The 22378-nt window shown below is 37.2% G+C and carries 22 protein-coding genes; 16 read left to right on the forward strand and 6 right to left on the reverse strand.

Annotated features, from left to right (window positions below; translation table 11 throughout):
* Nucleotides 1–27: 27 nt before the first annotated feature.
* Nucleotides 28–780 carry a Fe-S cluster assembly ATPase SufC gene (gene sufC / locus AC0L3Q_RS00120; protein WP_073316065.1) on the forward strand — a complete coding sequence of 251 codons (753 nt, stop codon included), beginning with the start codon at nt 28–30 and terminating at the stop codon, nt 778–780.
* Between the two features lie 4 nt (nt 781–784).
* Nucleotides 785–2098, forward strand: a complete 1314-nt coding sequence (gene sufD, locus AC0L3Q_RS00125; RefSeq protein ID WP_473284031.1) for a Fe-S cluster assembly protein SufD — start codon at nt 785–787, stop codon at nt 2096–2098.
* A gap of 56 nt (nt 2099–2154) precedes the next feature.
* Here the strand turns inward: sufD and AC0L3Q_RS00130 are convergent, their stop codons facing one another.
* Nucleotides 2155–3507 (reverse strand): serine hydrolase domain-containing protein, encoded by a 1353-nt coding sequence (locus AC0L3Q_RS00130; protein ID WP_473284033.1) that lies wholly within the window; start codon nt 3505–3507, stop codon nt 2155–2157.
* 78 nt (nt 3508–3585) lie between these two features.
* Between AC0L3Q_RS00130 and AC0L3Q_RS00135 the strand changes: the two genes are divergently transcribed.
* From AC0L3Q_RS00135 to AC0L3Q_RS00185, 11 genes are all read left to right on the forward strand, one after another.
* Nucleotides 3586–4800, forward strand: coding sequence for an aminotransferase class V-fold PLP-dependent enzyme (locus AC0L3Q_RS00135; protein ID WP_473287018.1), 1215 nt, complete (start codon nt 3586–3588; stop codon nt 4798–4800).
* A gap of 290 nt (nt 4801–5090) precedes the next feature.
* Entirely contained in the window at nt 5091–6236 is a 1146-nt protein-coding gene (locus AC0L3Q_RS00140) for a poly(ethylene terephthalate) hydrolase family protein (RefSeq protein ID WP_473284035.1), read from the forward strand.
* A 263-nt stretch (nt 6237–6499) separates the two neighbouring features.
* A complete protein-coding gene (locus tag AC0L3Q_RS00145; RefSeq protein ID WP_473284037.1) occupies nt 6500–7453 on the forward strand; it encodes a zinc metalloprotease in 954 nt (317 codons plus the stop codon).
* Nucleotides 7454–7457: 4 nt separating this feature from the next.
* Nucleotides 7458–7862: a DUF4377 domain-containing protein gene (locus tag AC0L3Q_RS00150; protein WP_473284039.1), complete on the forward strand. Its 405-nt coding sequence runs from the start codon at nt 7458–7460 to the stop codon at nt 7860–7862.
* A 50-nt stretch (nt 7863–7912) separates the two neighbouring features.
* On the forward strand, nt 7913–8167 hold the full coding sequence (locus tag AC0L3Q_RS00155; RefSeq protein WP_473284041.1) for a hypothetical protein: 255 nt from the start codon (nt 7913–7915) through the stop codon (nt 8165–8167).
* A 40-nt stretch (nt 8168–8207) separates the two neighbouring features.
* On the forward strand, nt 8208–8630 hold the full coding sequence (locus AC0L3Q_RS00160) for a SufE family protein (protein ID WP_073316060.1): 423 nt from the start codon (nt 8208–8210) through the stop codon (nt 8628–8630).
* 45 nt (nt 8631–8675) lie between these two features.
* Nucleotides 8676–9002 carry an SUF system Fe-S cluster assembly protein gene (locus AC0L3Q_RS00165; protein ID WP_073316059.1) on the forward strand — a complete coding sequence of 109 codons (327 nt, stop codon included), beginning with the start codon at nt 8676–8678 and terminating at the stop codon, nt 9000–9002.
* Nucleotides 9003–9036: 34 nt separating this feature from the next.
* Nucleotides 9037–9288, forward strand: coding sequence for a hypothetical protein (locus tag AC0L3Q_RS00170; protein WP_473284043.1), 252 nt, complete (start codon nt 9037–9039; stop codon nt 9286–9288).
* Complete coding sequence (locus AC0L3Q_RS00175; protein WP_473284045.1) at nt 9260–9475, forward strand: PaaI family thioesterase; 216 nt, start codon at nt 9260–9262, stop codon at nt 9473–9475. Before AC0L3Q_RS00170 ends, AC0L3Q_RS00175 begins: the two co-directional genes overlap by 29 nt.
* A complete protein-coding gene (locus AC0L3Q_RS00180; protein ID WP_473284047.1) occupies nt 9475–9984 on the forward strand; it encodes a DUF2480 family protein in 510 nt (169 codons plus the stop codon). The genes AC0L3Q_RS00175 and AC0L3Q_RS00180 overlap by 1 nt, the downstream gene beginning before the upstream one ends.
* A 180-nt stretch (nt 9985–10164) precedes the next feature.
* The gene (locus AC0L3Q_RS00185; RefSeq protein ID WP_473287020.1) at nt 10165–11109 is read left to right on the forward strand and encodes a DUF3078 domain-containing protein; all 945 of its coding nucleotides are present in this window, start codon (nt 10165–10167) and stop codon (nt 11107–11109) included.
* Between the two features lie 64 nt (nt 11110–11173).
* Here AC0L3Q_RS00185 and AC0L3Q_RS00190 read toward each other — a convergent pair whose 3' ends face one another.
* Nucleotides 11174–11611, reverse strand: a complete 438-nt coding sequence (locus tag AC0L3Q_RS00190) for a GNAT family N-acetyltransferase (RefSeq protein WP_473284049.1) — start codon at nt 11609–11611, stop codon at nt 11174–11176.
* A 376-nt stretch (nt 11612–11987) separates the two neighbouring features.
* Between AC0L3Q_RS00190 and AC0L3Q_RS00195 the strand changes: the two genes are divergently transcribed.
* Nucleotides 11988–12767 carry a DUF3078 domain-containing protein gene (locus tag AC0L3Q_RS00195; protein WP_473287022.1) on the forward strand — a complete coding sequence of 260 codons (780 nt, stop codon included), beginning with the start codon at nt 11988–11990 and terminating at the stop codon, nt 12765–12767.
* Here AC0L3Q_RS00195 and hflX read toward each other — a convergent pair whose 3' ends face one another.
* Nucleotides 12768–13976, reverse strand: coding sequence for a GTPase HflX (gene hflX, locus AC0L3Q_RS00200; RefSeq protein ID WP_473284051.1), 1209 nt, complete (start codon nt 13974–13976; stop codon nt 12768–12770).
* 222 nt (nt 13977–14198) lie between these two features.
* Here hflX and AC0L3Q_RS00205 point away from each other — a divergent pair, with 222 nt between their 5' ends.
* Complete coding sequence (locus AC0L3Q_RS00205; protein ID WP_473284053.1) at nt 14199–15068, forward strand: endonuclease/exonuclease/phosphatase family protein; 870 nt, start codon at nt 14199–14201, stop codon at nt 15066–15068.
* A 9-nt stretch (nt 15069–15077) separates the two neighbouring features.
* Here AC0L3Q_RS00205 and AC0L3Q_RS00210 read toward each other — a convergent pair whose 3' ends face one another.
* The gene (locus AC0L3Q_RS00210) at nt 15078–15260 is read right to left on the reverse strand and encodes a hypothetical protein (protein ID WP_473284055.1); all 183 of its coding nucleotides are present in this window, start codon (nt 15258–15260) and stop codon (nt 15078–15080) included.
* Between the two features lie 289 nt (nt 15261–15549).
* Here AC0L3Q_RS00210 and AC0L3Q_RS00215 point away from each other — a divergent pair, with 289 nt between their 5' ends.
* A complete protein-coding gene (locus AC0L3Q_RS00215) occupies nt 15550–20163 on the forward strand; it encodes a T9SS type A sorting domain-containing protein (RefSeq protein ID WP_473284057.1) in 4614 nt (1537 codons plus the stop codon).
* A gap of 79 nt (nt 20164–20242) precedes the next feature.
* Here the strand turns inward: AC0L3Q_RS00215 and AC0L3Q_RS00220 are convergent, their stop codons facing one another.
* Together AC0L3Q_RS00220 and rnpA are read right to left on the reverse strand one after the other, a co-directional pair.
* Nucleotides 20243–21865, reverse strand: coding sequence for a S41 family peptidase (locus tag AC0L3Q_RS00220; protein ID WP_473284059.1), 1623 nt, complete (start codon nt 21863–21865; stop codon nt 20243–20245).
* A 32-nt stretch (nt 21866–21897) separates the two neighbouring features.
* Nucleotides 21898–22311, reverse strand: coding sequence for a ribonuclease P protein component (rnpA, locus tag AC0L3Q_RS00225; protein WP_473284061.1), 414 nt, complete (start codon nt 22309–22311; stop codon nt 21898–21900).
* Nucleotides 22312–22378 lie beyond the last annotated feature (67 nt).

Below are 22378 nucleotides of genomic sequence, written 5' to 3' on the forward strand. Positions count from 1 at the left end.
TCTTTATAGATTAAAGAATTATAAGCAATGTTAGAAATAAAGGATTTACACGCTAGTGTTGAAGGAAAGGAAATTTTAAAAGGTCTTAATTTAAAGGTTAATGCCGGAGAAATTCATGCAGTAATGGGACCTAATGGTGCCGGAAAAAGTACACTTGCCAATATCGTTGCCGGTAAGGAAGATTATGAAGTTACCAAAGGAGAAATTCTTTTGGAAGGTGAAGATATCGAAGAGCTAGCTCCAGAAGAGCGTGCTCACAAAGGAGTGTTTATGTCTTTTCAGTATCCCGTAGAGATTCCAGGAGTTACGGTAACTAACTTTATGAAAACGGCAATCAATGAAACTCGCAAGGCACAAGGTCTTGAAGAGATGCCGGCAAAAGACATGCTCAAAAAAATCAGAGAGAAATCTGAGTTGTTAGAAATCGATCGTAAATTCTTATCTAGATCTTTGAATGAAGGGTTTTCTGGAGGTGAGAAAAAGAGAAATGAGATTTTCCAAATGGCAATGATGGAACCAAAATTAGCCATTCTGGATGAAACCGATTCTGGATTAGATATCGATGCCTTACGTATTGTAGCTAATGGTGTAAACAGACTAAAAAGTGAAGACAATGCTATTGTCGTGATTACACACTATCAAAGATTGTTGGATCATATCGTTCCAGATTATGTTCACGTATTATACGATGGGAAAATCGTAAAATCAGGAACAAAAGAACTTGCTCTAGAATTGGAAGAAAAAGGATACGATTGGATTAAAGAAGAGATAAACGCATAAGACCATGGGATTAAAAGATAAATTAGTATCCTCTTTTTTGGCCTTTGAAAATACTGTGAATGTCGATGCGCCAATTCATGATATCCGAAGTCAGGCCATAAAGGTTTTTGAAGAAAAAGGGTTTCCTACAAAGAAAGAAGAGGCTTGGAAATACACTTCCTTGAATGCTGTTTTGAAACATGACTACAGTATTTTTCCTAAGGAAGAAAATGCTTTAGAATTTAAAGACATAAAGAAATATTTTCTTTACGATCTAGATACCTACAAAATCGTTTTTATCGATGGTAAGTATTCGTCTCACCTATCAGAGACTACTCACGATAAAATTGACGTTTGTTTGATGTCTTCTGCATTGTCGCATGACAAGTATAAGCCCGTAATTGATAACTATTTTAATAAAATAGCACGTCAGGATGGACTTACCTCTTTAAATACTGCATTTTCTAAGGAAGGAGCCTATATCTACATTCCGAAAAACAAACTTGCAGATAAGCCTATACAGATTATTCACCTCTCTACAGGTAAAGAATCTGCTCAAATGCTACAGCCTCGTAATTTGATCGTTGTAGAAGAAAATTCTCATGTACAAATCATTGAGCGTCATCAAAGTTTGACTGATAATCCGGTATTGACCAATTCGGTAACCGAAATATTTGTTGACAAACGAGGAATTGTTGATTACTACAAAATACAGAATGACAACGAACATGCTTCGTTAATCGATAATACTTTTATAGAGCAGCAGGCTCAAAGTGTAGCTTCGGTGCATACTTTTGCTTTTGGAGGAAATTTAACCAGAAATAACCTCAATTTTTATCAGAAAGGCGAAGGCATAGACTCTATTCTTAACGGAGTGACGATTATAGAAGGTAAACAGCATGTAGATCACAATACGTTGGTACATCATACAGAGCCTAATTGCGAGAGTCATCAGGATTACAAAGGTATTTTTGACGAAAAAGCTACTGGAGTATTTAACGGTAAGATAATCGTTGATAAAATTGCTCAAAAAACCAACGCTTTCCAGTCTAACAATAACATCCTACTAAGTGATAAAGCTACTATCAACTCAAAACCTCAGCTTGAGATTTTTGCTGATGATGTAAAATGTTCTCACGGTTGTACCATTGGGCAGTTGGATGAAAATGCATTGTTCTACATGAGAGCTAGAGGAATTGGAGAGAAAGAAGCCAAAGCGTTATTGATGTATGCTTTTGCCAACAATGTATTAGAAAGCGTAAAAATACCTCAACTCAAAACCAGAATCAACAAATTAATCGCCAATAAACTTGGTGTAAATATTGGTTTTGATCTATAGATAGAACGTAATTAAAAACACGATACGAAAACCAGGTTCTTAACGGCCTGGTTTTTTTATTGTACAGCTTCGGTAACTTCCTGCAAGAACGTATTGAAATCTACTCCAGCATCACCAATCAGTCCAAACCGAACAATAACCAAGTCCTTGGACGGAATGATAAATACGCGCTGTCCCTGGTATCCATTTGCCGAAAACATATCTTTGGGTGCATCGGGATAAAAACCTCCCGCATTTAGCCAAAAATGGGCTCCGTAATCTCCTTCAGAAGTTGGTGTTGGAGTAGTTACATAATCCACCCACTCCGGATTAAAAATCTGTGTTCCATTCCAGTTTCCTTTATGTAGATATAGCAATCCAAACTTCCCCCAGTCTCTGGCAGTAGCCCAGGCATAAGAGGATCCAACATAATTGCCAGCAATATCGGTTTCAATAAGCATAGAGTTCATCCCAATTTTGTCGATAAACTCCCGATACGGAAAATCCAAATACTCCTGATAGCTGTTCATTTTTTTGCGTAAAATTCCGGATAACAGATTGGATACTCCAGAAGAGTAGTACCAATATTCGCCAGGTTTTGCAATAGCCTTCTTATCAATTTGCGCTTTGGTCATATCGGTATCCAGATATAACATCTTTGTTGCATCAGAAATAGAACCATATTCTTCTTCCCATTCTAACCCACAATTCATTTGCAACAAATCATCGATGGTAATTTCTTTTCTTTCATCATTCTGCCATTCCTCAACAGGTGCTTTATCATGGATAGATATCTCTCCTTGTTTTTGTAATACACCATAGGCTGTGGCCAAAATACTTTTGGTCATCGACCAACCGGGTAGTTTAGAGGTTTGATCCAAACCATCTATGTATTTTTCTGCAACGATCTGATCTTTATAGATCACCAAAACAGCTCTTGTTTTTTTCACATATTCATCATTGCTATCAAATATCGAGTGTACAGCTTCCTTTATTTTTGGATAATCGAGATTAGCAAAAACAGTATCTTTCTGTGGTAAATCGCCATAAGGGTAAGACAAGCCCGTATTCGCTTTGCTCCGGTTGGGAGTCACAACAGGGGCATTTTCATCAAAATCATCATTGATCAGGACACTACCTACGCCTTTGCGATACACTGCCTTTCTTTCTTGTAGACCAAATACCGATGCGATAGACATTTTTTGTTCAAAATTCACCTCGTCATCAGCAAGATGTACCGGCGCAAAATTATTGTCTTTGGTATCAGTAAATTCTACCGATCTTTCTCCAATAAAAACAGAAGAATTCATATGCTTTGCAGAATACCCCGTTAGGATCGTAAGCTTAGGGTAGTTAACTACTCCAGCAATACAAATCACAATAATTAAAAACAGTAAGACAAGCCCTATACGCTTTATTAATCGCCTCATAAGAAAAAACATTAAACCATTCTAAAAATAAACAATCCTTATTAGAAATACTTCTTATTTTTGCAGAAAGAAATTGCAATGTTTGATGTACAAAAAGTAAGAGAAGATTTTCCTATTTTGAAGAGAACTGTAAACGGGAAACCTCTTGTATATTTTGATAATGCTGCTACCTCGCAGACTCCTCAAGTTGTTATTGACGCTATAGTAGATTATTATAGCTCGTACAATGCCAATATCCATCGTGGAGTGCATACCTTGTCTCAAGAGGCTACAGATGCCTACGAAATAGCACGTAAAAAAGTACAACAACATTTTAATGCTAAGCATTCTTACGAAATCATCTTGACCTCTGGTACTACACACAGTATCAATATTATCGCTACAGGATTTACTAATCTTTTAACCAAAGGAGATGAGATTATTGTTTCTGCTTTAGAGCACCATTCTAATATTGTACCCTGGCAAATGTTATGCGAACGAACAGGTGCTATTCTAAAGGTTATCCCAATGAACGAAGAGGGAGAGTTGGTGATGAGCGTATATGATGAATTACTTACCGAACGAACCAAGCTTGTTTTTACCAATCATATATCGAATGCTTTAGGAACCATTAATCCGATAGAGGAAATTATAGAAAAAGCGCATAAAGTAGGTGCTGCCGTACTTATTGATGGAGCTCAATCCTGCCCGCACATCAAACCTGATGTACAAGAATTGGATGTAGATTTCTATGTTGCCTCGGCGCATAAGCTTTGTGGACCTACAGGAGTGGGTATGCTATACGGAAAAGAAGAGTGGTTGGAGAAGTTACCTCCTTATCAAGGTGGTGGTGAAATGATCGATCAGGTTACTTTTGAAAAGACCACTTATGCCGGTTTGCCTCACAAATTCGAAGCAGGTACACCTAATATCTGTGGGGGTATTGCATTTGGAGTAGCCCTTGATTATATGAATAGTATCGGTTTTGACGATATAGCCGCCTACGAAAATGATCTACTGGAATATGGAACTCAAAAGCTTTTGGAAATCGAAGGGCTTAAGATTTATGGTACTTCCAAAAATAAAACCTCAGTTATTTCCTTTAATATCGAAAACATCCACCCTTACGACATAGGTACTATTGTAGATAAGTTAGGTATTGCGGTGCGAACCGGTCATCATTGCGCACAACCTATCATGGATTTCTATAAAATTCCTGGTACAGTAAGAGCTTCTTTTTCATTTTATAACACTAAAGAAGAAATTGATGCTTTGGTAGCAGCTGTTCAAAAAGCTAAAACCATGCTTTCTTAAAAATTATTCTTAATTCTTAGATATTTTCGGGGAAAATTCCACTTTTTATAAATTATTTTTTGCTGGTATTTTATTCTTTGTTTTTTGTGTAAAACTTAGAATAAAAATCTGCGTCAATCCCAGTAATACTGTTAAAATTACGAAATAACAAACTATATTTCAGTATCTTACAAATAAGTCAATAATGACTAAATATCTAGATTAAATGTTAAAAAAATTAGATTAAACTTGCAAAAATCTAATTTTAAAAATACCTTTAACCAACAACATTAACCAAAAATAAATATATTATGAAAAAAGTACTGCTAAGTATTTTATCAATGCTTTTTGTAGTCTGTAGTGGCGTTGCCCAAGACTACGACGTAAGTTCAAGCTCTAAAACTTTCAGAGATGCAAGTAGAAGAAATCGAAGGGTAAACACACGTATTTATTATCCTAAAATCACACGAGAAAACAAAACCAATCGGACCCAAGGACCCTTTCCTGTGGTTGTCCTTGGTCATGGTTTTGTAATGGGATCTGACGCTTATCAAAACTTTTACGACAATCTTGTTCCCAAAGGGTATATAGTAGTTTTCGTAAATACTGAAGGATCATTTTTTGCCAATCACGATGCGTACTCTAAGGATTTAGCTTTCATTGTAGGAGCGATCCAGGCAGAAAACAACAATTCGGGCTCTGTTTTATCCGGCATCGTAGCCGACAAAACAGCACTTATTGGTCATTCTATGGGTGGTGGAGCTGCTACAGTAGCTGCTTCTTTGGTAGAGGTAGAAACATTGGTCACTTTTGCGCCAGCTTTACTTCGATTTGACACCTTAACCCCTGCTTCCAATGTTTCAGAAGATGCCATTGTTTTTTCGGGAACCGAAGATGAAGTGACTCCACCCGAGGAGCATCATATTCCGATCTACAATAACCTTGGGTCTGACTGCAAGTATTTGATAAATATTACAGGAGGAGCTCATTGCTACTACGCTAACAGTAATTTTTTCTGTGATTTTGGAGAAAACAGTTCTTCAGGAAATATCCAAATCACAAGAGATCAGCAACAAGCAATCACTTTTCAGTTTTTGAATTCGTGGTTAGCTTATAAATTAAAAGGGGATTCTGGTGCACAACAATCATTTCTGCTGGACTTAGCAACTTCTTCCGATGTCACTTCAGAGGATACTTGCGATAATCCACAGGTAATTTATGAGCCGGAAATGGTGGAACTACAAACATTTCCAAATCCAACCAATAAACTTCTAAATATCAAGATATTAAACAATAAAAAGTTGAGTAAAGTTGAGTTTTTTAATCAGACTGGGAGACTTGTACATTCTTCAAGCACTAATCAAGTTAATGTATCTCATTTACATCCTGGTCACTATTTGGCAAAAATATATGTAGGTGAAATGAGCATTACCAAGAAGGTCGTTATTCAAAGGTAATTTCATCAAATATATATTTTTCGTACGTAAGAATGAGGGAGTTTGTCTCCCTCTTTTTTATTGGATTTCACTTCATAATTTAGTAAATTACATAAGAACCGACTTAGTATTAACAAATTGTAATTCATATTGTTAAATATTGTTTTGTTTCTGTTAATACCGAAAACAAAACACTGATTTTTTCGTTATAAAATCACAATACTCTTAACCATGAAAAAGCTAATGATGCTCGGCTTCTTTGCAGCAATACTATTGTTTCTAGGATGCCCCCGAGAAAAAAAGAGGATACTGATCCACAATGTATGGATGCAGAAAACACAAAAATTTCTTCTTCCCTTGCCAGTACCCAAATGAATACAAGGTGTGCCACTATGCAAGTACTGCGGAATCATATTACTACCAACCCTGGTTTAACTTCTAGAATGGATACTATAGAAAAGCAATGTCAGGCTTTTATCGAGCTTCGGAAAAGTGGTTTGTTCAAAACACTAGATACGATAACCATACCTGTAGTCGTGCATGTGGTATATAACAAACCAGAAGAGAATATCTGTAATGATCAAATTCTTTCTCAGATTACCGTGTTAAATCAGGACTTTTCAAAATCTAATACTGATATTAACCAAATCCCGGAGGAGTTTTCGGATCTAGCAGCTGATATTAATATCAATTTTAAGCTAGACAGCATTATCCGAGTATTCTCTACGAGAGAGGAATGGGGTATAGACGACCAAGTGAAGTTTACCGCTAATGGTGGATCAGATGTTGTTTCACCCGATAAAAAATTAAACATCTGGGTATGTACTATTGGTGGAGGTATTTTGGGATATGCTCAGTTTCCAGGAGATAACCTAACAACCGATGGTATTGTTGTTTCTCCCCAATTCTTTGGAACTACAGGATTTGTAACCGATCCTTTCAACAAAGGGCGTACTACCACTCATGAAGTTGGACATTGGTTAAATTTACGCCATATTTGGGGTGATGGAGATTGTAGTCAGGATGATATGGTTGAGGACACCCCCTTATCTGACAACCCAAATTTTGCATGCCCCACATACCCTACTATTCGATGTAACTCGAATGATATGACCATGAATTATATGGATTATGTGGATGATGCCTGTATGCACATGTTTACAAAAGGTCAAAAAGATAGAATGAGAGCAGTTTTTGCCAACGACGGACCAAGAGCCAGCTTTGTTCAAAACCCTTAAGAAAATGAGAAGACTAATTATATGTTTCAGTTTGACATTGCTAATCATGTCCTGCAAAGACACTCAAACTCTATATGTTGCGAATCATCTTGTAGATTGCGAAGGGGTAGCACCTCAACAATGCCTGTTGATTAAAGAAAATGCAAACGATGAGTGGACCTATTTTTACGATCCTATAAAAGGGTTTGATTATCAAGAAGGGTATAACTATATCCTTGAGGTAATGGTTACCAAAATTGAAAACCCTCCAGCTGATGGGTCTTCTTTAGAATACCGTTTGGTTAAGGTTCTTTCAAAAGAAAAAACCAACCTTTGGGTCAACATACCATCTCTTCTACCCCTGCCTCTCAGGAAAACCTATCTAAAATCATTTACGAAGCCAGTACACGAGGCGCTTATTTCAAAGTAATTATTGATAAAGAATTTATACAAAGAACTAAAGACAGAAGAACAACCCAATTGGATTCAAAAGCGTGTTCAAGTAATGATTGGAAAACTTTAAGCACAACCATTAAAACTATAGACCTAAAGGCTTTGGATAAGCTTGTATCGCCAACGGACAAAAGAACAACAGATGCTGCTTTGCATGCTACTTTAAAAATTATAACTACTTCACAAACGTATACTTCAAAGAGTTTTGATCATGGTAATCCTCCAGAAGAGATCAAACCATTAGTTAATACTATCTTATCATTGGCAGAAAGTATTGAATAGCAACGAATCTTGTTGTACTTTTGTTGAAAATTTGCGTATAATGACGATAAAAGAAATTCAGGAAGAAATTGTTGATGAGTTTAGTATGTTTGATGATTGGATGCAGCGTTATGAATATATGATCGAATTGGGGAAATCGCTTCCGTTGATTAATGAAAAGTATAAAACCGAAGATAATATCATAAAAGGGTGCCAAAGTAAGGTATGGGTTCATGCCGAAATGGAAGATGATAAAATAAACTTCACAGCAGATAGTGATGCTATTATTACCAAAGGGATTATTGCAATTCTTGTGCGTGCATTTTCTGGACAACATCCCAAAGATATTATAGATGCAGATACGGATTTTATCGACGAGATTGGATTAAAAGAACATTTGTCTCCAACACGTGCCAATGGACTGGTAAGTATGATTAAACAACTAAAAATGTATGCTATCGCCTACCAAACCCAATTGAATTAATTTTTTGTTAGGTATATCCTTTCAAAATCGACTTAAAAGAAAGCTATGAGTGAAACGGTTATAAATACAAACGAACTAGGAGAAAAGATCGTAAGAGTTCTTAAAACAATTTACGATCCTGAAATTCCTGTAGACATCTATGAGCTGGGATTAATTTATGATGTATTCGTTAATGAGGATTATGATGTAAAAATTCTTATGACACTTACTTCTCCTAATTGCCCTGTTGCAGAGTCCTTACCACAGGAAGTGCAAGAAAAAGTAAAGTCTTTGGATGCGGTGAATGATGTAGAAATGGAACTTACTTTTGATCCGCCTTGGTCCCAGGATTTAATGAGCGAAGAAGCAAAGCTCGAGTTGGGAATGCTATAACAACACCTCGCATTCAAATTCTTAATCGTAATCAATGAATAAAGAACACTATCGCAAATTAGAAAGGATGTATTTGGAATCAAATGTCAACACCAAGATATTTGATACCACTACGGCAAAAATTGGCGATGGGATTGCTGAAATAGGACTAGATATAGGTGATAAGTATTTTCATGCTTTGGGAGCCATACACGGCTCGGTGTATTTTAAATTACTGGATGATGCTGCCTTTTTTGCTGTAAATTCGATAGTAGAAGATGCTTTTGTACTCACCCACATCGTTTAATATCAATATCACTCGACCTGCAAGCAAAGGAACCTTGAAAGCTGTGGGGAAAGTGAAATTTAAATCCAGAAATCTGTTTGTAGCAGAATCTGTTTTGTACAACGAAGACGGAAAAGAAATAGCATTTGGCACCGGTAATTTTGCGAAAAGTAAAATAGAACTGTCTGAAAAAATAGGATATCAATAATGGCTGAAGAAATTGTAAATAGAGTTGCGAATAACCAAAAACTGGTTACTGTAGATCTTGAGGATTTTTATCCAGAAGGGAAACGAGTCCTTTTTGATATCAAAGACTGGTTGTTTGAAGGTTTATTACTCAGAGAGCAAGATTTCAGAAAACAAGTAGCCGATTACGATTGGAGTCAGCACAAAGACCAATATATCGCTTTAACCTGCTCTACAGATGCTATCATCCCCGGTTGGGCCTATCTTTTATTAACTAGCTCCCTGGTTCCTTATACAAAAAAAGTGGCTGTAGGTTCTCTGGAAACTCTGGAAACCATTCTTTACAACGATATCATTGCTGCGCTTGATCTTAGCCCATATCAAGATAAATTTCTAATTATAAAAGGCTGCGCTAATAAGCCCGTTCCCGAAGGTGCCTATATTGCACTAATACAAAAACTACAACCCGTTGCAAAGAGCGTAATGTACGGCGAAGCTTGCTCTTCTGTACCTCTATACAAGCGTACGTAACTCACTTTATCGGTTAATTAGGTTTTTTGTCGAAAAACCGCTTCTAGACTTCATACATCCGAAACAAAAAACGTTTCATAAAATATATTTGCCCCAGATTAGATCTCTTTTTGGTTTATCTTGCATTAGATATTAACCACAATTATCATGAAAAATCAAAACTTAAACCTATTTACAATGATTAAAAAGTTAATTTTAGTTACTGCCGTATTTTTCGGAATTAGTTCATTATCTGCGCAGACGGCAGAAGAACTAAAAGCAGAACAAGCTAAGAAAAAAGACTCTATTGCTGCGATTCAGGGAAGAGTAAATGCAATTCAGGCGCAATTGGATGCTATGCCAGGATGGAGAATAGGAGCTTTTGGTACCATTGGTGGAAGCATTTCGCAATTCAACAATTGGTTTGCTCAAGGAATTCCTAATAACTCTTCAGGAAATATCGGTATTACTATCAATCCATATGCTAACCTTATTCAAGAAAAATATTTCTGGAGAAACAGTGCTAATATCAATCTCTCTTGGGTAAAATTGGATAATGAAGACGACCCTACGGATAGCGATGAGTTTAGAGAAGCAGTAGATGTGTTTACTGTAACTTCTTTGTTTGGTTATAAATTAACCGAAACTCTTGCTGTATCAACATTGGGTGAATATAGAACCACACTTCTTAATAACTTTAATAATCCTGGATATTTGGATCTTGGTGTCGGTGCTACCTGGACACCAATCAAAGATTTAGTTGTGGTAGTACACCCACTTAACTACAATTTTGTGTTTAGTGATGGTGCTACACAATACGAATCTTCTTTGGGTGCCAAAGTGGTTGCAGATTACACCCGTAAAATTGGAGCTATCAATTTCAAAACCAATTTATCCGCTTTCTTAAGTTATGAAGATGCTGATTACTCTAACTGGACATGGACCAACTCATTCTCGTACACTTTATGGAAAGCTATTGGAGTAGGATTTGATTTTGGTTTAAGAAGCAACAAACAAGAGGCATTTAACTTTGCTCTGGCTCAAGCAGAAGCCGCAGTGCCTCCTCCTGCTGTTTTACCTACTCTTGAGACTACAGATAACGATTTACAATCTTTCTGGAATATTGGTTTAAGCTATTCTTTCTAATAACTTATCCTAGATTCCTTTACAATACTGCCCGGTTTGATTTGATCAAATCGGGTTTTTGATGCTATAATTCAACTTTCTTTTCCATATGGTATTCGTGCTCATCCTCTCCCACAGTAATAAAACCTAATCTTGTATAGAGGTTTTTTGCAGGATTATCTTTTAGCACCTTCAACTGAATGATCTTTTCTTTTTCAAACAAGTATTGCAATACTTGCTTTCCTATTCCTTTATTTTGATACTCTGGCAGTATTTGTATTTGAAGGACTTCCAACATCACTTCATTTTCTTCATACTTTACTAGGCCTACTTGATGCTCCTGGTGCAAAACCACAAAAGAGTTTTCAAAGCTTTTGTCAACCCGCTTTCTATGTTCTTCATCAGATAAAAACAGTCCTGACTTTTCTAAATGTTCGACCATGGTTTGTTTCCGTAAATCAAACAAAAAATCCTTGTCTTCGATTTTGGCTTTTATCAATTTTATATCTGATTTACTGGACATGCTTTTCATTTATATCAACGAATATAATTCAATTCCCTTTATATTTTGTTGATTACCATTGGATAAAGGTTTGATAAAGCCGTTAGCTTCCTGTATATTTGCCTTTCTACCCTGCAACAAAGGAATATATGAACCGATTTTTGGTAGTTTTTTTCTTGTCTTTTACACCATAGAATCCGCAGCTCAAGAGGAGGGAGAAAAAAGTATATCTGGACTCTATTCAGGTAGAACTAAAACGGTCCTTAGACAGTTTGCTTAAAAACACTCCTAACACACTCAATATTATTGTTTTAGAACAAAAACTAAAGGAGATCAAACCAAAAAAACCAAACCACCAGAACAGATAGGCTGGAAAACCAAAGCAAAATTCTCTTTACTGTTTAACCAATCGGCATTTAATTTTGATTGGCAAGGTGGGGGAACCTCCAATGTTGCCGGAAATACGGTGCTGAACTATGAATTTAACTACAAGAAAAAGAGTTTTACCTGGGATAATAAGATTTTGGCAGATTACGGGCTCACTTTTTTAAGAGGAGAGAACTTTGCACGCAAAACCAATGACCGAATAGAGTTCAATTCCCGTATTGGTCAGCGTATAGGCGAAGGGTTTTGGAATTACTCGCTCTTTGTGAACTTTAGATCTCAATTTGCCAAAGGATATCGATTTAGCAAAGACCCAGATACCGATGAGACGATCCGTACCGAAGAGACTCACTTTTTCTCCCCTGCTTTTATACAGATCGGTCCCGGTTTGCTGTGGAAAAAAAGTGACGATCTTAACCTCAACATTGCTCCCGTTACCGTTCGTATGATTTTTGTGGATGATCAATTTACCAGCGGTCCAGATTATGTAGATGGGGATTATTTTGGTGTAGATGCTGGAGAGAGTTCCAGGTTCGAATTTGGGGGATCTTTGGCTGCTTACGCCAAATTTAAGTTGTTCAAAAATGTGACCATGGAAAACTTGCTGAATCTCTACTCGAATTACATCGAAGATCCTGCCAATATCGATATCGATTATACGCTCAACCTAAATCTGGTAGTTAACAAATATATTACCGGTAGTTTTGCTTTTCAGGCCATCTATGATGATAATGCCACCAGCGCTTTTCAGATCAGAGAAGTTATTGGATTAGGATTGAATTATGAGTTTTGATTACTCCTCTACGATCTCTGGATACAAGAAATTATTATACGGAAATCGGGTAACATGAATATCTCTTACTTCTTTATATACTCGTTTTCTGAATTCATCGATATTCCCTTTATGAATCGCAGAAATAAATAGCGCATTGTCTCCAATTTTATTCATCCAGGTTTGTTTCCACTCATCCAAGGTGTAATGAGCCTTAGTCCTTTCGGTAGTAAGATCGTCGCTAGCAATTGTTTCATACTCATACGCATCGATCTTGTTAAACACCATGATGGTAGGCTTATTTGTACAATCAATTTCTCCCAGAATCTTATTTACGGATTCGATATGATCTTCAAATTGTGGATGAGAAATATCTACAACATGTAGTAATAGGTCTGCTTCTCGTACCTCATCCAACGTACTTTTAAAACTCTCTACTAACTGGGTAGGTAACTTTCTAATAAATCCAACCGTATCACTCAACAAAAACGGAAGATTACCAATCACGACTTTTCGCACGGTAGTATCGAGGGTAGCAAACAATTTATTTTCTGCAAACACTTCACTTTTGGCAACCACATTCATCAAGGTAGACTTTCCTACATTGGTATATCCTACCAATGCAACGCGAACCAATTTCCCTCGATTCCCTCTTTGCGTAGCCATTTGCTTGTCTATGGTTTGCAATTTCTTTTTTAGTAAAGAAATGCGGTCTCTTACGATACGTCGGTCGGTTTCAATCTCGGTTTCTCCAGGACCACGCATACCAATACCCCCTCGTTGTCTCTCTAAGTGTGTCCATAAACCAGTAAGTCTTGGTAATAAATATTGATATTGAGCAAGTTCTACTTGTGTACGGGCATAACTGGTTTGAGCACGTTGCGCAAAAATGTCCAAGATTAGATTGGTTCTATCGATGATCTTTGCTTTTAGGATACGCTCGATATTACGCAATTGCGCTGGCGTTAATTCATCATCAAAAACCACCGTGCCAATTTCATTTTCTTCTACATAGGCCTTTACCTCATCCATCTTCCCTGTACCAATAAAGGTTTTAGAATTAGGTATATCCATTTTCTGGGTAAATCTTTTTACCACTTCTCCTCCGGCAGTATAGGTAAGAAACTCCAGTTCATCTAAAAACTCATTGAGTTTATCCTCATCCTGACTTTTGGTAACAATTCCTATTAAAACCGTTTTCTCGTATGCAATTTCCTTACGCTCTAACATTTACTAAAAATGATCTCTTTCTCTTTATTTACTATATTGTGCTTTTGATAAGGCTACAAAAATACGACTTTTATATACTTGGAGTCCTAAGTCTTGATCAGTTTGTTAAAAAATAACCACTATGAGTAGAAAAAACTACTTTCAAAAAAAGAAACCAACCATTACACTGTTGCTTTTTATAACTTAGAAAATCTCTTTGACGTAACAGACGATCCCAACACATTGGATGAGGATTTTTTGCCAGATTCTGAAAAGGGCTGGAACCGCAAACGATACGAGAAGAAAATTTTTAAGCTCGGAAATGTAATTTCTAATATAGGGTTTTCAAAAACCAGAAGACCTCCGGTTTTGGTGGGTGTCGCAGAGGTCGAGAATAAAAAGGTTCTCGAAGATTTGATACAAACCAAACACCTCAAGAATAAAAACTATGGCATTGTACATTACAACTCCCCAGATGAGCGAGGAATCGATGTAGCCTTTCTATATCTAAAAGACTATTTTGAAGTATTGAATTCTGAAACCATTCCTGTAATGGTGAATAACCAAAACGGCGAACGGGATTATACACGCGATATTCTTTGGGTCACTGGCTTTTTGAATAATGAAAAAATTCATGTGTTAGTGAATCACTGGCCTTCACGTAGAGATGGGGCAGCACTTACCTCATATAAACGTGTTGCTGCTGCTGATAAAAACCGGGAATTAATCGCTAAAATAAATGCAGAGGATCCTGAGGCAAAAATCATCATTATGGGCGACTTCAACGACGATCCCCACAGTGAGAGTATAAAAGAACATTTGGTGCAAGAGGATTTGTTTAACCCTATGGAACGTTTGCTAACCCGTTATCAAGGTAGTTTAAACTATCGCAGTCAATGGAACTTATTCGACCAAATCATTTTTAGTCATAATTTCCATAGGTATGAAAAAGGAAAACACTGTTTTTCTGATGCCGCTATCTTTGAAAAGGATTTTCTAAAAATCTACAAAGGGCGATATAAGGGAAACCCCTTTAGAACCTATATTGGAAGAAAATACATGGGGGGATATAGCGATCATTTTCCTGTGTACATCCAACTAAAAATGAACTAATTCTTCCCCTTATTTTAAAGAAAGAGTGTCTTGTTCCTTTTGTAAAACCACAGAAGTTGTGTTTTCTGTTTTACTGGTTTCTTCATTAGTGTTAATAAACTCATTAACCCCGTCTGGTTGTTCGCAGGAGGTAAAAAACCCAGCACCAATCATCATTCCTATACCCATTATAATTCCCTTTACTGCTTTCATCTTACATTTTCTTTATTTGTTAATTCCCCTTTACTGAGTTGTAAATTTAACCTATTGAAAATCAACACAAAAGAGTACTATATCCCATTTTATACGGGGTATTTTACCCTAAAGAGTTGCGCACCAATAAATAGTTATCAACAGATCAATTATCAAACCCTTGATGAATACTGGGTTAATAGGCGAAAACCATAATTTGTTAATGTTTTTTTAACCTAACTAGGGTGATGGAATGATTCTAATGCTATACCTTGCGCTACGCAAAAAATCACACAAACAGTTAATTGTCATGAAATTAAAATTACTTTTAATTCCATTGGTTATGTCATTTGTTTTGGGGGCACACCATGGAATTGCACAATCCGTATTTATTAACGAAATACATTATGATAATGCCAGCACCGATGTAGACGAGGCTATCGAAATTGCAGGTGCTGCAGGAACAGATCTTACCGGTTGGTCTTTGGTTTTATATAATGGATCCAATGGAACGGCTTATAACACTATTGCGCTTTCGGGAACAATAGCTGATCAACAGAATGGTTTTGGAACCGTTGTAGAAATACTACCTACCAATGGGCTTCAAAATGGAGCGCCAGATGGAATCGCCTTGGTAGACAACGCCAATATTGTGATTCAATTCTTAAGCTACGAAGGTGCCCTTACCGCGACCGATGGTCCTGCTTCTGGACAGACAAGTACTGATATAGGAGTTTCAGAATCTAGTAGTACGCAAGTTGGGGCTTCATTACAGCTTTCAGGATCAGGAACTATGGCTTCTGATTTTGTTTGGGAAGCGATTACAGCAAATACCTATGGAGCTGTAAATACCAATCAAACTTTTGGAACACCGGTTATCATTCCTGTAATCAATGAGTTTGTATTGAATCACACTAGTTCTGATACCGACGAGTTTGTAGAAATTCTAGCAGGCATAGAAACAGATCTAAGCGAATATTGGATTCTTGAAATCGAAGGTGATAGCAATGGTCTGGGAACCATAGATGAAGTCATCCAATTAGGAACTACCGATATCAATGGATACTTTACTACTCCTTTTGGAAGCAATGTTTTTGAAAATGGAACACTTGCTATTCTTTTGGTAAAAAACTTTACCGGTACGCTGGGCCAAGATTTGGATACCAATGATGATGGTGCTTTTGATGTAACCCCTTGGGAAGAAATCACTGATGACATTGGAGTAAACGACGGAGGTGCTTCTGACCTTAACTATGCTTCTGTAACCTTACTACAATCATTCGACGGAATTTCATTTACCGTAGGTGGAGCTTCAAGATTTCCTAATGGTCAGGATACCGATGCTGCAATCGATTGGACTAGAAATGATTTTGACGGAAGTGGATTGCCTAGTTTCCCAACTGTAGCAGCGGATCCGGGAGAGGCAGTAAATACCCCGAACCGAGAAAATGTAGTAATCGAAGATGGTGGAGGAAACGATCCAGTAATCGTAATTAATGAAATTGACGCAGATACCGAAGCTTCTGATGTTTTAGAATTTGTAGAATTATACGATGGTGGTGAAGGAAATACCTCTTTAGATGGTCATATTCTAGTATTCTACAATGGATCAAACAATCAAAGCTATGCAACTTACGATCTTGCAGGATTAACTACCAATGCCAATGGGTATTTTGTAATCGGTAATCCAGATGTAGCAAACGTTTCTGTTACTTTTCCTGGGAATGGTTTACAAAATGGAGCAGATGCAGTAGCACTTTATAAAACAGATGCGGCAAGTTTCCCTAACGGAACTGCTGTGACTACAGACAACTTGATCGATGCTATTGTATATGATACTAATGATGGGGATGATGCCGAGCTTTTAGTTCTTTTGAATGCTGGTGAGCCACAAATTAATGAAGATGGTAATGGAGATAAGGATTTCCATTCGTTACAACGTTTCCCTAACGGATCCGGAGGATTAAGAAATACGTCAACCTATACACAAGCTATACCTACTCCTGGAAGTGCCAATACCAACGCTACCGAAGTTGTTAACCTGATCATCAATGAAATTGATGCAGATACACAAGGTTCTGACGCTTTGGAATTTGTTGAACTATATGATGGTGGCGCAGGAAACACACCACTAGATGGTTTTGTTTTGGTAAACTATAACGGAAGCAATAACACCAGTTATAATGCTTTTGATTTGGATGGATTTTCTACAAATGCCGAAGGGTATTTTGTAATTGGTAATGCCGATGTAGCAAACGTAAACTTAGTAGTGCCTGGAAACTCTTTCCAAAATGGGGCTGATGCTGTAGTACTTTATTTTGGAGATGCTACTAGTTTCCCAAATGGAACTGCTGTGGTTACAGAAAACATTATCGATGCCGTTGTGTATGACACCAACGATGCCGATGATGCAGAATTATTGGTTTTATTAAATGCTGGTCAACCTCAGCTTAACGAGGATGTTAATGGAAATAAAGACGCAGAGTCTTTACAAAGAACACCTAACGGACAAGGTGGTGCAAGAAATACTGAAGGTTATGTTGCCAAAGCTCCAACACCGGGTACAGATAATGATGGAGTTGTAGTAACTCCGGGAGAACCAATTTCTATTGCAGAAGCCAGAGCTACTGCAGAAGGAACTCCGGTAACTATTAGCGGAGTATTAACGGTTACCGACAGTTTTAATGGTCCTGCATTTGTACAAGATGCTACTGGTGGTATTGCTGTTTTTGACGAATTGGTGCATGCAAACATTGCCTTAAAAGTAGGAGACTCTATCACCTTAACTGGGCTTAGAGCCGCATTCAACGATCAGGTACAAATCAGTGGAGTCGTTGAAGTGATCAACAATGGAGCTCCGCAAAATCCAATCGTTGCTCAAGAGGTTACTTTAGCTGAGCTTGGAAATCACCCAGGAGAATTGGTAAAAGTGGTAAACACTACTTTCCCTAACCCTGGCGATCTTTTATTCGGTAATTCCAACTTTACTCTTACAGATGCTAGCGGTTCTGGAGAGCTTAGAATAGAGAATGATGTAGAATCTATCGTAGGTAAAGTACAACCTGTAACTTGTCCAGAGATTACTGGTGTCGTAGGTCGTTTTAGAGAATTTTTTCAACTGCTACCAAGACAAGAAGCAGATATCTCATGTGCGTTAGAGTTTATTCCTCCTGGTGATACTGTTGGTTTCCCAAAAGAGGATACCTTTGATGTGGTTGCCTGGAATATCGAATGGTTTGGAGACGAAAATAACTCACCTGTAGGACAAAATCCAATGTCTGATGCCATTCAAAGAGATAGTACGGCTACTGTATTGAGACGATTAAACGCAGATGTTTTTGCGGTAGAAGAAATTGCAGACGACGCTCTTTTTGCAGAATTGGTAGCACAATTGCCGGGATACGACTATATCCTTTCAGATGCTACATCCAACCCTGGTGGATCTCCTCCATTCCAAAAAGTTGGATTTATCTATAATACCGAAACGGTATCTGTAGTAAACACCAGAGCTATGTTCACCTCTATTCACCCATTGTACAATGGTGGAGATGATTCAGCAATAGCAGACTATCCTAACGATACCTCACGTTTCTTTGCAAGTGGTAGATTACCGTTCTTAATGACGGCTGATGTTACCATTAACGGAGTTACAGAGCGCATAGATCTTATCGCACTGCATGCAAGAGCCAACAGTGGTAACGATGCCCAAGGGAGATATGATATGCGTCGTTATGATGTAGAGGTACTCAAAGACTCTCTTGATGTGAATTTTGCCAACAATAAAGTAATACTTCTAGGAGATTATAATGATGATGTAGATGAAACCGTTGCTGATATTCCTTCTACGGTATCAAGTTTCCAGGAATACGTTGATGATACCGAAAATTACACCATTGTTTCTTCAGCTTTAAGTGAAGCTGGATTGCGTTCTTTCGTATTTAGAGAAAATATGATCGATCATATTGCGATTACCAATGAGCTTGACGATGCTTACATCGAAAATTCGGTAACTGTGCATTATGAAGTTTACGATAACGACTATGCCTTCACCACCTCGGATCACTTCCCGGTATCTGCAAGGTTCTTATTAGAGCCAGAATTTGTGGATAACGAATGTGTAGGGGGATCTATTATAGCTTTCGAACAAGGAAGAAGAAGAGATGGAAGAAGAATTCCAAGATTAAGAAGTCAGCCTAAACGTGCTCTAGGGTACCCTAGAGAAAGAAGATATCTTAACTTTGTAAGTTTAGGTTATGGTGGATCAATCACTATCGAACTTAACAATGAAATCTTTGACAATGCAGATACCAACGAATTTGCAGTTTTTGAATCTACTGGTTTCTTTGATAATATACCTTGTCGTTATTTCCCAGAATCTGCAGAGGTATTTGCTTCTCAAGACGGAGTAGAATTCGTTTCTTTGGGAACTACCTGCCAGGACGGAGAATTTGATTTGGCGGCTGGTAATTTAGCTTCTGCAAAATACATCAAGGTTGTTGATATTAGTGATAAGTACTTGTTCCCTTGGTTTGCGGATGGATATGATCTTGATGCTATCGTATGCTTAGAAAACGGAGAGCGTTTGGTAAATAAGCAAAACGTAGCTTTGGCTGAAAATCCGACGGCATTAGAAAGTGAATTAATGAATGAAGATTTTGAAGCTGAAGACTTGCAGGTTGCGTTGACACCAAATCCGGTTGTTGACCAACTGTCGGTTAGTTTCAATACTTTCTTAGAAAGTGATGTGAACATTTCGATTACCGATGTAACTGGAAAAACTGTATACCTTCAAACGATTCGACTTAATGCTGGAGAGTCTAAATTATCTCTAGACATGGATCGTTATCCAAAAGGTTTCTATGTGGTTAAGGTTTCTGATGTAAAAGGCAACTTTAGCAACACACAAAAAATAATTAAGCAATAGTAATATACTAACTGTTAAACACGAAAGAGCCGGGCGAATAACCCGGCTCTTTTTTTATTGTGATAAACCTCATTAAGGGTTACTTTAGTATTTCGTCGTATTTGCTTTTATTGTTTAGGATCTCCCTACTCTTTGCGATCTCTGGATTGTGAGAAACATAATAATTGTACAATCCTTCTCTATAGAAATAGCGCTTAATGATCTCGTCGGTAAGCAAATTCATGATTTCTTTCTTGTGCGTATCTAATCCCTTTTCTTTTGAAGTAGCTATCGCTGCAATCAACGCATCATAACTTGCTGAAATATCCTGGTCTAGTTTTTCTCTTTTGGCAACTTTCAAAGCATCCTCAAGAGACTTCTCAGTTTCGGTCTCAAACTTAAAATCACTATCCTTTACAAACTTCTTAAAATCTTCGTAGTCCTTGTCTGTAAATTTGAAATCACCAGGCTTTTGTAATTGGTGAGAATAGTAATATTTGGTTCCATAACTGAAGATGGCATCAGACTTTAGCAATGCAGTAGTAATTTTACTGAATTTAGACGTCTCCAATTCGATATCTGGTTGTATTCCTCCTCCATCATACACTGTTCTTCCGTTTTTGGTTTTAAACGCTTTAAAATCCTTCTCATCGATACGAACGGCTTTGTTATCTTGATCACGATTCCAATAATCCAATGCTTGTATACATCTTCCACTTGGTGTGTAGTATCTCGAAATGGTAATCTTTAACTGTGTCCCATAAGTAAGTTTTTTAGGACGTTGTACCAATCCCTTTCCAAAGCTTCTTGCTCCTATCACGATTCCTCTATCCAAATCCTGAATACTACCTGCTACAATCTCACTAGCCGAAGCGCTTCTTCCGTTTACCAATACTACCAATGGAATTTCGGTATCTATAGGAGTTCTTTTTGTAGAGTACTCTTTATTGTACTTTTTAACTATCGACTTAGTCGTAGTAATTAGCTCTCCTTTGGGTACAAAAATGTTGGTTACATTGATAGCTTCGCTTAACAATCCCCCGGGATTTCCTCTTAGATCCAGGATCACTTTGTTGGCACCTTGTGCTTTTAGTTCTTCCAAAGCATCTTTGGTTTCTGAAGAAGCTTTGCTATTAAACTTCGACAATACAATATATGCTGTGTTATCTTCTAGCAAAGTATAAAAAGGTACTGCATCTACCTCAATTTCTTCACGCGTAAGTACAGTTGTATTTACTTTTCCTTGTCTTTTGTAGGTAATATCTACTGTGGTTCCGCTAGCACCTTTCAGTAGTTCTCCAGCATCATCTTTGAAATCAGAAACCTTGACATCTCCAATCTGAATGATTTCATCTCCAGCCTTAAGACCTGCTTTATCGGCAGGATATCCCTTATAAGGCTCCATGATGATAATTTTGTCCTTAATCGTTTTTACAGATGCTCCAATGCCTGTGTACTCACCTGCATTACGAATTTTGGAAGCTTCGACATCTTGCTCATTCCAATATTTGGTATAAGGATCCAAATCATCCAGCATTGCTTTTATAGCGGTATCCATGAGCTCTGCAGGATTGGTTTCATCTACGTAGTTCATGTTTAACTCCTTAAACATGGTTGTAAAAATTTCGATTTGCTTTGCGATTTCAAAAAAATCAGATTTGAAACTTACTGTTGATAACAGAATCACAACAGCAATAGCGGGATAGAAAATTCTCTTTTTCATGAGCATATATTTAAAGCACATCCAACGATGTATTACTTCGATTTTGGTTCTATTTCTTGCTTAACAAATTTTAGTAATATTCCTTTTATTTTTGATTCAATCAGATCATATGCTGGCATTTCTTTGCCAGTATATAAAAACATAAAAGTGAATTGATGAGTAGTGTTGGCTACAATATACTTATTTTTTCTATAACTTTCTCGCATTAATCGCTTTATCCTATTGCGATCCACCGCTTTTTTGAAATAACGCTTACTTACCGATGTACCAACTTTGAAAGCTACATCTTCTTCAAAAGAAGCCATTTTAAAAACTAATCTTACCGGGTATTTGGCAATAGATTTCCCCTCGGCAAATAGTAATTCTATTTCCTTTTTACTCTTTAATTTTTCTTTTTTTCCGAAGGACTCACTCATCATATCAACATGACCATCAAATTTGATCACTAGAAATTATAAAAAATCCGGCCATAAACAACGTTTTATAGCCGGAAAATTATCTTAAGAACTAAAC

Source organism: Aquimarina sp. KJ22-3 (assembly GCF_055808215.1).